This is a genomic window from Bacteroides sp. MSB163 (genome assembly GCF_036416795.1).
Lineage (GTDB): Bacteria > Bacteroidota > Bacteroidia > Bacteroidales > Bacteroidaceae > Bacteroides > Bacteroides maternus.
In genome coordinates this window covers 6,043,802-6,056,072 of sequence record NZ_CP143867.1, presented here as the reverse complement: position 1 = coordinate 6,056,072, position 12,271 = coordinate 6,043,802, and the positions used below count along the sequence as shown (strand labels likewise).

Annotated in this window: 7 protein-coding genes; 3 read left to right on the top strand and 4 right to left on the bottom strand. The window is 43.9% G+C overall.

Annotation, left to right across the window (positions count from 1 at the left end):
• The first annotated feature begins 4 nt into the window (after positions 1-4).
• Positions 5-490 (top strand): outer membrane beta-barrel protein, encoded by a 486-nt coding sequence (locus tag VYM24_RS23755; RefSeq protein WP_007214818.1) that lies wholly within the window; start codon positions 5-7, stop codon positions 488-490.
• Positions 491-656: 166 nt separating this feature from the next.
• Here the strand turns inward: VYM24_RS23755 and uvrA are convergent, their stop codons facing one another.
• Entirely contained in the window at positions 657-3,434 is a 2,778-nt protein-coding gene (gene uvrA, locus VYM24_RS23750; protein ID WP_330941060.1) for an excinuclease ABC subunit UvrA, read from the bottom strand.
• A gap of 192 nt (positions 3,435-3,626) precedes the next feature.
• Between uvrA and VYM24_RS23745 the strand changes: the two genes are divergently transcribed.
• Together VYM24_RS23745 and VYM24_RS23740 are read left to right on the top strand one after the other, a co-directional pair.
• Positions 3,627-5,534 carry a sensor histidine kinase gene (locus VYM24_RS23745; RefSeq protein WP_425286667.1) on the top strand — a complete coding sequence of 636 codons (1,908 nt, stop codon included), beginning with the start codon at positions 3,627-3,629 and terminating at the stop codon, positions 5,532-5,534.
• Positions 5,535-5,561: 27 nt separating this feature from the next.
• Positions 5,562-7,067: a glycoside hydrolase family 10-like protein gene (locus VYM24_RS23740; RefSeq protein WP_291550612.1), complete on the top strand. Its 1,506-nt coding sequence runs from the start codon at positions 5,562-5,564 to the stop codon at positions 7,065-7,067.
• A gap of 15 nt (positions 7,068-7,082) precedes the next feature.
• Here VYM24_RS23740 and VYM24_RS23735 read toward each other — a convergent pair whose 3' ends face one another.
• From VYM24_RS23735 to VYM24_RS23725, 3 genes are read right to left on the bottom strand one after another with little or no spacing between them, the layout of a single operon-like run.
• Positions 7,083-7,631: a chromate transporter gene (locus VYM24_RS23735; RefSeq protein WP_291550610.1), complete on the bottom strand. Its 549-nt coding sequence runs from the start codon at positions 7,629-7,631 to the stop codon at positions 7,083-7,085.
• Between the two features lie 27 nt (positions 7,632-7,658).
• Positions 7,659-8,207, bottom strand: coding sequence for a chromate transporter (locus VYM24_RS23730; protein WP_291550609.1), 549 nt, complete (start codon positions 8,205-8,207; stop codon positions 7,659-7,661).
• 47 nt (positions 8,208-8,254) lie between these two features.
• On the bottom strand, positions 8,255-12,265 hold the full coding sequence (locus tag VYM24_RS23725; RefSeq protein ID WP_291550607.1) for a hybrid sensor histidine kinase/response regulator transcription factor: 4,011 nt from the start codon (positions 12,263-12,265) through the stop codon (positions 8,255-8,257).
• Positions 12,266-12,271 lie beyond the last annotated feature (6 nt).

Genomic DNA, 12,271 nt, shown 5'->3' with positions numbered 1-12,271 from the left:
AACAATGAAAAAATTAGCATTACTCGTTTGTCTGCTTGTGGCCACAGTGGCTGCCCAGGCACAATTTGAAAAAGGAAAGTGGATCTTGAATCCGTCGATTTCCGGCTTAGGTTTGTCGCATAATACAGAGACAGACAAGACTTCATTTGGCATTGAAGCCAAAGGTGGTGCGTTTCTGCTGGATAATGTGGCGTTACTGATACATGCAGGAGCCAAATGGAATGAAAAAGGAGGTGATACGGATGTTTATACCCTCGGTGTAGGCGGTCGTTACTATTTCAGTAAGATTGGTCTATATCTGGGCGCTGATGTCAACGTAGACCGTTGGGATTGGGGGACAAGCGATGATACCAAGTTTTCTTTCGGTGCTGAAGCGGGTTACGCTTTCTTCCTGTCGAGGACGGTGACACTTGAGCCGGCTGTGTACTGGAACGTAAACGGTGACCGTTCGGTATTTGGTCTGAAGGTTGGTTTCGGTTTCTACTTCTAACTTACATAACTCATACGCAGGAGTTAGAGCCAATACTATTGACATCCGTAAAAAGCACTATCGGCTCTAACTCCTTTAACTCCTAACGAAGTGATAACTTCTTTAACTCCTATTATGAATTAAGCGGGTTAAGATTTTTCCGTTTTGCAGATTATTATAAATTCAATTATTTCATGTGCAGTTTTTCTTGCAGGAATTGTCCTGTATAACTTGCCGCACATTTTGCCACTTCTTCCGGTGTACCTGCCGCTACCAGATTTCCACCTTTGTCGCCACCTTCCGGTCCGAGGTCTATCACATAGTCGGCACACTTGATAACGTCCATGTTGTGCTCGATGATTACGATGGAATGTCCCCGTAATATCAAGGCATCAAAAGCCTCTAGTAATTTGCGAATATCATGGAAATGCAGTCCTGTAGTCGGTTCGTCGAAGATGAACAGGGTAGGGTCAGCCTTTTCCTGACTGAGGTAATAAGCCAGCTTCACGCGTTGGTTTTCACCACCTGAAAGGGTAGAGGAAGACTGTCCCAGTTTGATGTAGCCTAATCCTACATCTTGTAGTGGAGCGAGTTTTTTTACTATCTTCTTCTGTCCGTGCTTGGTGAAGAACTCTATAGCTTGGTTCACGGTCATTTCCAGTACATCGTAGATGTTAGCGTCATGGAATTTAACCTCCAATGTATCAGCTTTAAAGCGTTTCCCGTGACAGGTTTCGCATTCCAGTACCAGGTCGGCCATGAATTGCATTTCTACTGTGATGGTTCCGTCACCTTTACATTCTTCGCAACGTCCGCCCTCACTGTTGAACGAAAAATAGCCGGCAGTGTATCCCATTTGTTTGGCAAGTGGTTGTTCCGCCCATAGCTTGCGGATTTCGTCGTAAGCCTTGATATAAGTAACAGGATTTGAACGACTGGATTTGCCGATAGGGTTCTGATCTACAAATTCTACATTTCGCAGGTTTTGCAGGTCACCACGGATAGAAGCAAATTCACCCGGACGTTCGCTGCACTCATCCAGTTCGCGCTTCAGGGCACGGAAGAAGATGTCGCGTACCAGCGTACTCTTTCCCGAACCGCTGACGCCGGTCACTACAGTCATTACATTCAGAGGAAAGCGGACGTTTACTCCTTTCAGGTTATTTTCGCGTGCCCCGGTCAGTTCTATGTAGTTATTCCATGGGCGGCGATGTTCCGGGACAGGAATTTCTTCTTCTCCTAGTAGATACCGGACGGTGTAGCTGTCGCTGTTCGGCTGCAAATCTTTCATATCTCCCTGATAGACCACTTGTCCGCCCAGGCGGCCGGCTTTGGGACCGATATCTATGATATAATCCGCTGCACGGATGATTTCTTCGTCATGTTCCACGATGACAACCGTGTTACCCAGTTGTTGCAATTGACGCAATACGTGTATCAACTTGTCGGTATCGCGACTGTGTAGTCCGATACTGGGTTCGTCAAGAATGTAGAGTGAACCTACCAGGCTGCTGCCTAGTGAAGTGGCTAGATTAATACGTTGGCTCTCACCACCCGAAAGCGAGTTGCTGAGACGATTCAGTGTCAGATATCCCAATCCGACATCGAGAAGGAAGCGGATACGGCTGTTGATTTCCGTGAGGATACGGGTAGCAACATCCTTATCATGCTTATCCAGTTGCAGGTCGTCGAAGAAGGTTTTCAACTCCGTAATCGGCAGATCTACGAGTTGGGAAATATTTCGTCCTCCTACTCGTACATAGCCGGCTTCGGGTTTTAAGCGGGTACCATGGCACTTCGGGCAAAGTGTTTTGCCACGATAGCGTGCCAACATCACGCGATATTGTATCTTGTACTGATTTTCCTGCACCATCTTAAAGAAGGCGTTGATACCCTGGAAGTAAGGAGTGCCTTCCCATAGCATCCGACGTTGTGCGTCCGTCAACTCATAGTAAGGTGTAAAGATAGGGAATCCCGCTCTTTCGGCACCTCGTATCACCATATCTTTCCATTCACCCATCACTTCACCGCGCCAGCACACCACGGCGCCGTCGTAAACGGACAGCGAACGGTTGGGAACCACCAGATGTTCATCAATACCGATTACTTTACCGAAACCTTCGCACTCAGGGCAGGCACCGATGGGGGAGTTGAAGGAAAACATCTGGTCGCTCGGCTCTTCAAAAGCAATGCCGTCTGCTTCGAATTTGGTGCTGAAGCGATACAGGCTGGTTGTTCCGTCAGGCTGATAGAACCGGAGCAGACAGGCACCGTCGCCTTCGTACATCGCCGTTTCGGCAGAGTCCGTCAGTCGGCTGACCGCATCTTTTTCTTTGGATGCTACCATGCGGTCTATCAATAAGAAAACGGTATCTCCTTTCTTGGGTTCGTATTCATCAATGCGTATCATCTCTCCGTTTACTTCCAGACGATTGAATCCTTGCTTCATATCAATGTCCAGTTGTTGTTTCATGGTACGGTCTTCACGTACCAATATCGGAGCGAGCACTGTGTATTTTGTTCCTTCCGGATAACCTAACATACAGTTTACGATATCCTCTGTGGAATGTTTTTTTACTTCTTCTCCGCTAATGGGACTGAATGTCCGTCCGATGCGGGCATACAATAATCGTAGGTATTCGTATATTTCGGTAGAGGTGCCGACAGTGGAACGTGGATTGCGGCTGCTCACTTTCTGTTCTATGGCAATGGCCGGCGGAATCCCTTTGATAAAGTCACATTCAGGCTTGCTCATACGTCCCAGGAACTGGCGGGCATAACTGCTCAGGCTTTCTACATAACGACGTTGTCCCTCAGCATAAAGTGTGTCGAATGCCAGGGAGGATTTACCCGAACCGGACAACCCGGTGATGACGACAAGTTTGTTCCGGGGTATTTCTACGTCTATATTTTTCAGGTTGTTGACGCGTGCGCCTTTGATGAGTATGGAGTTGTTTTTGGTCATAATCTGAGTCACTAAAGTGAATTTAAGGCACAAAGATAATCACTGCAATTCAAATATGTATAATGATTGGCAGGTTAAGATTTGTTATACTTTTAAATAGTTGCTGACATACAAGCGGGAAAAGCACTATTTTTATGCGCACTTTAAAAACCAATCATCCTTATGCAATACCCTCGGATATGCTTGTGTGCCATGTTGGTATGCTTGTTTTTTTGTTTCGGGACAGTTATGGGACAAGAGACTGTTGATCTGAAATCGCTTGCCGACAGTGTACGGAAAGCGAATGGCAAACCGAATTTTCTACCCTTGGGTATGCACTTCCTTGAATTGGCAAAAGAGCGGAAGGATACGGCTAATATCAGTGACGCTTATGCTATTCTTACAAATCATTATTATGAATTAGGAGATACGGACAGTTTGCGCCTGATGACTTATGAATATATGGACTGGGCAGATCGTTGCCACCGTAATACCGATCGCTATCAGGCATGGAGGCAGTACATCCAGCGGATGACTGAAAAGGGGATGCAGGAAGAGGCGATGAAGGAGACGGATTTACTCTGTAAAGATGCTGAGAAACGGAAAGATAAATATGGCATGGCATCCGGTGAAATGTGTATAGGTTATAATCACCGTGTGTTTGGTCAGAATATAAAGCTATGCCTTGAATATTATGACAGTGCATTGAAGCACTTTGAAGAAGGCAAATATTACCGTGATGCTTATGTGGTTTCCCTCAATATCATTCAAACTTATCTGGCACGTCAGTCATATAGTGACGCCGTGCCTTATCTGGATCGGTTGGGACAGTTGGGGAAGACAGTAGAGGGGAAGGATGTTGTAATAGGAGAAGCCCTGTATATGCGCTATTATCAGTTCCGGGTTATTGCGGTTTTGGGGGTAAAAGGAGAGAAAGCGGCAGAACCTTATATTCGTGAAGCAAATGCTTATTATCTTAAAAATAAAGAGTCTATTTCACAGGAGGGCTGGTTCGGCTATAAAATTATGTGCAGTCAGATCTTGGGTAACATAGGCAATGCTGTGGCTTATATGGATTCTCTGATTAATTACCAGCGTTCGATAGGCAATTATTATCCGGGAAACTATCGGCAAAAAGCCATTATGCTGGAACAGATCGGACATTACAAGGAGGCATGTCGTGCTTTTGCAGAGTATTCCCAGTTGAATGATTCTGTGCGTACGGCAGAGATGGATGAACAGCTGAACAAGTATACCGCTCAGTTTGAGGTTGACCGTCTGAAGATGGAAAAGCTGGAACTGAGTGAGAAAATGAGTCGTGAGCGTCTGGCTTTTGTGTTTGGGGCGGGTTGTGTGATATTACTGCTATTGATATTGGTTACTTACCTTTATATTCGTACTCTTTCCATGAACCGGAAACTGGATGTTGCCCGTAAGGAATTGCAAAAGATGGGGCGCATTAAGAGCTCGTTCATCCAGCACGTCACGCATGAGTTGCGTACACCGCTTAATTCTGTAGTAGGTTTTTCTGCATTGCTTGCCGAAGAAGGCTTGGATGTGGAAGATGCCCGTGAGTATTCCGGCCAAGTGGAGAAGAACAGCGCTTATTTGCTGGAGCTGATTGATAATATTATAGATATTGCTGATATGGACTCCCAGACTGCGGATATGCCCAAAGAAGCGGTGGATGTAAATGCCTGCTGTCTTGAATGTATAGATGAGTTGGGCGGGAAGCATAAAGAAGGTGTGGAACTGCAATGGGTTCCCTCTCCGGACGCCCCGGTGATACAGACTGTACGTGCCTGGCTGAAACGTGTGCTTAGCCTTTTGCTGGATAATGCCGGGAAGTTTACCGAGAGAGGTGTGATCCGTCTGCAATGTGAGGAAGATAAGGAGAATAATATCATACGTTTCATAATAGAAGATACTGGTATCGGCATTGAGCCGCAATATCAGGAAACTGTTTTCGAGCGTTTCTTTAAAGTAGATAGCTTTACTCCCGGCACAGGTCTGGGACTTTCCATTGCCCGTCAGGTGATGGATATTGTAGATGGAAAGATTTACCTGGATACTTCGTACAACAGTGGCGTCCGTGTAGTTGTTGAATGGCCAATGAATTGAATAAACCCTAATCAGATTTTATATAGAATGAAAGTAAGAACCCTTTTGTGCGTATGTGCCCTGCTCTTTTCTCTGACAGTGGCAGCGCAATTTCAACCCGAAAGATACCCCAAACGTGAATTTCGTGCAGCCTGGATACAAGCTGTTAACGGACAATTCCGCGGAATTCCCACCGAGAAGTTGAAACAGACCCTGATCAGTCAGTTGAACTCCCTGCAAGAGGCAGGCATTAATGCCATTATCTTTCAGGTACGTCCCGAAGCTGATGCTCTCTATGCTTCGCAACTGGAACCGTGGAGCCGCTTTCTGACCGGTGTACAGGGACAAGCACCCAATCCTTATTGGGATCCCATGGAGTTTATGATTGAAGAGTGCCACAAGCGTGGTATGGAGTTTCATGCCTGGATTAATCCTTATCGTGTGAAGACTTCACTGAAGAATGAATTGGCGCCGGGCCATGTTTATAATATCCATCCCGAATGGTTTGTTACTTACGGTGATCAAGTCTATTTCGACCCTGCATTGCCGGAAAGCCGTCGCCACATCTGTATGGTGATTACGGATATTGTTTCCCGCTACGATGTCGATGCTATTCATATGGATGATTATTTCTACCCCTATCCTAAACAGGGAGTAGACTTCCCGGATGATGCCAGCTTTGCCCGTTATGGCGGTGGATTTTCTAATAAAGCGGATTGGCGTCGCAGCAATGTCAATGTGTTAATAAAGAAAATTCATGAGACAGTGCGTGAATTGAAGCCGTGGGTTAAGTTCGGTGTTTCTCCGTTTGGTATTTACCGTAATCAGAAGAGTGATCCGCTGGGTAGTAAGACCAACGGTTTGCAAAACTATGATGATCTTTATGCCGATGTGCTTCTTTGGGCCCGTGAAGGTTGGATAGACTATAACATTCCGCAGATATACTGGCAGATAGGTCATCCGGTAGCTGACTATGAGACATTGGTGAAGTGGTGGGCAAAGAATACGGAAAATCGTCCTTTGTTCATCGGTCAGTCGGTAATGAATACGGTGCAGAATGCTGATCCGCAGACTCCTTCCATGAACCAGCTTCCTCGTAAGATGGCGTTGCAACGTGCTTATCAGACGATTGGTGGAAGTTGTCAGTGGCCTGCAAGTGCAGTGGTGGAGAATGCTGGAAAGTATCGTGATGCTTTGATGGCTGAATACCACAAATATCCTGCCTTGCCTCCTGTTTTTGATTTCATGGATAATGAAGCGCCGGATAAAGTGCGCAAGATGAAACCGGTGTGGACAGAAGATGGATATATTTTGTTCTGGACAGCGCCGAAGTACAAGGATGAAATGGATCGTGCCGTACAGTATGTGATTTACCGTTTCGATGCTAAAGAGAAAGTGGACATCAGTGATCCTTCTCATATTGTAGCCATCACGCGGGATAACTTCTATAAGTTACCCTATGAAAATGGAAAGACTAAATATCGCTATGTGGTAACAGCACTCGACCGACTGCATAATGAGTCGAAGGTAGTGGCTAAAAAGGTGAAGCTATAAGCTTCACCTTTTTAGTTAATACAATATGAAACCTGCTATTCCGCAGACTATAATCATCACTATCGGATTGACTTTATATTTCCGGGTACTCACAAAAGCCACCAGGAAGATGATGCAACTGACGATAAACGAGTACATGTCTTCTTTAGGTGAATTAAAATTCTCAGTATTCATCAATACTAAGGCTGCCGATGCCAGAAGACCTACCACTGCCGGACGTAATCCGCTGAATACTGCTTCAACAGCCGGGTGTTTCTGGTATTTCAGGAAAAACTTGCTGATAGCCAACATCAGGATGAATGAAGGAAGCACTACTGCAAAGGTAGCGATGACAGAACCCCACACACTTCCGGTAGCCGTGAAGCCTACATACGTTGCCGAATTGATTCCGATAGGTCCGGGAGTCATCTGACTGATAGCTACAATATCTGTAAACTCTTGCGGCGTCAGCCACTCGTAACGTGTGACTACTTCACCTTGTATCATTGAAAGCATGGCATATCCGCCGCCAAAGCCGAAAAGACCTATTTTGAAGAATGTATAGAATAACTGGAGATAAAGCATGGGAGATTTATGATTTATAATGTGTAGCTAACTTTCAACATTGGGATGGTGTAACCGTCCGTACAGGTATCCACCTACACCGGCGATGATGATTACCCAGATAGGAGAGAAGTCCAACAACCAGATGATCAGTGCGGATACAATGGGTATCCAGACATTGTAACGGTTGATTTTTGCTGATTTCGCCATACTGAATGTAGGAGCGGCAATCAGTGCGACTACTGCCGGGCGGATGCCCTTGAAAATGCGCTCTACAACTGTATTGTCTTTGAAGTTATGGAAGAATAAAGCAATGGCAAGAATAATGAAGAATGATGGCAATATAGTACCTAAAGTAGTCACCAGGCTACCACGAATTCCCCGTAGTTTATATCCTATGAAAATAGAAATGTTAACCGCAAGAATGCCGGGAGTCGATTGGGAAATGGCAAGTAAGTCTATAAAATCGTCTTTGGCGATCCACTTTCGTTTCTCCACAATTTCTTCCTCTATGAGTGGCACCATGGCATAGCCACCTCCGATAGTGAAAACTCCTATTTTAGAAAAAAGGCCGAATGCCTCTAAATAAATATTCATAGTTTTAATGTTATAATGTGATAATATGGTATTATTCTACCACTTTATTACCCTTCTTCCTCTTCTTCTTTCTGTTTCGCATATTGGCTCGGGCTGACACTGAAATGCTTCTTGAATACTTCGCGGAAGTATTTCGCATCGCTGAAACCAGTCATTTCTGCAACTTCAGTTATGCTGTATTTCTGCTCTTTCAGTAGTTGTGCGGCACGTTTCAGACGTATCAATCGGATATAGTCCGCCGGAGCCTGGTCGGTCAGGGCTTTTATTTTATTGTAGAAGCTGGTACGACTCATATTCAGTAATGAACAGAGCATTTCCACATTGAGTGCGCCGTTATCCATATTTTCTTCCACATGCTTCTTGACGGAAGAAATGAATTTCCAGTCAAGGTCGGTGGAACAATTGGTACAAGTTGTGGCATCTTCATCATCATTCAGTTCCAGATTAGCATATTTATGTCGCAGCAAAGAGCGATTCGTCAGGATGTTGGATATCGTAGCACGGAGAATACCTATATTGAAAGGCTTCACAATATACTCATCGGCTCCGGTCTTCAATCCTTCAATGATGTTACGGTCATTGTTCAGTGCTGTGAGCAAAATGATGGGAATGTGAGAGGTTTCAATATCATTCTTTAAGACATGACACAATTCGTCTCCACGCATTTCCGGCATCATGATATCCGAAATAATCATGTTAGGCATATATTCCTTGACTACTTCGAGTGCTTGTTTGCCATCGCTGCATACTTGTATGTTATAGTCGTCCGACAGTGTATTGCGGAGATATTCCCTCAACTCATCATTATCCTCCACAATCAGGATTTTCGGAAGATCACTGTTTTGCTGTTGTTTCTGTTTAGTTGCATCATAAGCAATGTTTGGTATAACATTCTTAGGCACTCCCGATTCAGCATAAGCAACTTTCTCACTTCCCGGTTTCGGACTGTGAATAGCTTTTCGATAAGGTTTTTCACCTTTTGGGAATGTGACTTTAATACAGGAGCCTTTTCCTTCCGTACTTGTAAAGTTGATTTTGCCTTTATGCAGGTGAACAAGTTTCCATACCAGTAACAGTCCAATACCACTACCCGTTACTTTCGAGTTGATGGCATTACTACCCCGGAAGTGTATTTTAAAGAGCTTTTTCTGTTCAGAGGACGGAATACCGATACCCGTATCCTTTACTTCCACACTCCAATAGTCTTCTGTTTCTGCTGTATAGATATGTACGCTTCCACCTTCCGGTGTATATTTCAAGGCATTGGATATCAGATTTTTCAGAATCGAATCCATCTTATCCTTGTCAAGCCAGGTATTCATGTAGCGGAAATTACTCTCATAAGTCAGGCTGATACGCTTTACGTCGGCATAAGCCCGGAAAGCATTGATCATTTCCTCCATGTAGGTGCTCAACTCATATTCGGATACATATAGGGCACTGGAATAAGTGTCTGCACGTTCGAAGTTAATAAGATTGGTTGTCAGTCGCAACAGGGCATTCACATTTCGTATGGCAGTATTCATATTGCTTCGTCCGCTCGGTGTCAGATTTTCCTTTTCACTGAGTTCTTCCAGTGGCGCTTTGATCAGTGTCAACGGAGTACGAATATCATGCGCTGTATTGATGAAGAAACGTATTTTCTCATCCGAAGCCTTACGCTGTTTGCGCAGGATAATGACACGCAATGTGATAATGGCGATCGCGGCTACCACGGCGGCATAAAGTATTAATGCCCATATACTGAGCCATAAAGGCTGTTCTATCATGATTTCCATGTCACGCTCTTCAAGAACGATTCGCCGGTCTTCACTGGAGATGGCACGTACCCGTAATGTATATTTTCCGGGACTCAGATTTGTGAACCGGATCATGCACTCTTTCTCAGGACGGCTCCATCCGTCATAGAAACCTTCCAGTTTCCAGGAATACAGAACCAATGACGGATAATCGTAGTTGATAGAAGATATCCGTAGAGAGAATATGTTCTGATTGTATTTCAGCTTTAACACTTGAGTTTCATCTATGTCCACTTCCAATGGTGAACCCTCATCGCCGGGGTAAACGGTTTGATAGAATACGCGCAAATCGCTGAATATCATTTTGAACTCATAATTGCGTGGAATCATCATATCTTTGTGGAACTCTATTGCTCCGTCTGTACTTCCAAGGATAAAATTCCCGTTCTTCCTTAGAGTACCTGAGGTTGCATTGAAATGATCGCTTTTCAATCCTTGTTCTTTGGTCCAGTTATGGAAGATTTTCCCCTCCGGGTAATAACTTGTCAGACTATTTTCTGTACTTAGCAGGACACTTTTATTCCCGTCCGGAAGAATGGTATATATGTTGTTGGAAATCAACGGACAGTTATCTTTGTGAAAATGTTCGAATGAGTTTTTCTGATAATTATAAATAAGTAATCCTGAGTTGCTGGTTCCTATATATAGCAAGCTATCTGGTGTCTGATAAAGTGCGTTGATATAGAAAGACTCTATCGGCATCGAGATATTTTGAAACTTACCGGTTTCCTTATTTAGAAGATATAATCCTGTGGCTGTACCTATCCACATGTGTTGATCATCCTTTTCCTTTATATCCGTGATGCCGTTCAGTCCAGGATAAGCTCGTATGTTTTTGCGTGCAAAGTCTATTTGCTTTAAATTATAATAGCCACCGGACCAGATGCTGCCATCAGAAGCTTTCATAATAGAGCGTATGTATTTATCCGGACGGATATCGCAATCCCCAAATGTAGAAGGAGTGAAGAATTCCGCCTTCATCTGCTTTTTGTTGATTTGGTAAATTCCCGAACTGTATCCGCCAGCCCAAATGATGCCGGGTGACACTTCGCATAAAGATATGAAAACATGATTCTTGGTTATATTTTCATTATCGAATACGCTAAGAAATGAGTGCCATTGCTTGGTTTGAGTGGAATATAGACTGATACCGTTGTTGGTAGCAAACCATAAGTCTCCGTCTTGATCTTCAATGATGGAATTCACCTGGTCGTTAACAAGCGATTGTCTGTTACCAATGGAATGTTTGATCCATAGGTAACTGGAGTATTGATTATTGCGTACCGTGATGCCGATAGGATAGTTTGCCATCCAGATGCGATCACCATCCACATAGAAATCATAAATGCTGTTGCCGTTCATGGCATTATAGCTATTATAATCCGCTACAATGTAAGGTTCACATTTATAGGTATCCACATTCATTTTGTATATTCCGGCACCATCTGTAGCTATCAATATTTCTTTGTCATTGAAGGCTTTGATACGTGTAATGCTGACATCCTTCAAACCTACATTCAGTTCGATGGTTTGGTGGATATTCATATCGTATAGATAAATACCTTTTTGGAAAGTTCCGATGAATAGCTTGCGACTGGTTTTGTGGAAATACAATTCATTGACTTGTATTTTCAGGTTGTCGAGCCAATGGCAGGGGGAAAGATTGAGGACATAGTCTTTTAATTCGGCATGATGTATACCGACATCCGTACCGATGAAATAATGTTCGGAATCTATTTGCTCAACAGCTGTGATGCTTTCTCCGATATCGTTTTTTATAACGATGGTTTTCTCTGTATTCGTATCGTAGAGATATAGTGCTTCCTCATTGCAGAGCCACACAATATTGTTGCTGTCAATAAATCCATAGCTTACGGGAGTCGGATTCCCTTTTACTACTTCATCAGGTAGCTTGTATACAAGCTGAAAGCGGTCATGTTTGGCATCATAGCGGAATACTCTTCCTTTTTTGCCTATTTCCCACAATGTTCCATCCACACCAACATATAGCCAACTCAGGTTGAGCATGGAGTTAACTTCTATTTCGCTGTCTATAAGCCGGTATTGCTTGAAATTTTTTCCGTCATAGCGGTCAATGCCATTGTGCGTAAGAAACCACATATATCCTTTCGGCCCTTTCTGAATGGCATATACCCTACGGTTGCTCAAGCCATCTTCTACGCCGAGATATTTATAAGTTTGGGCGATGCAGAAGGAGGAAATGTATGTGAGTAAAAAGAAAATGATAAATTTTCTCATAACAGT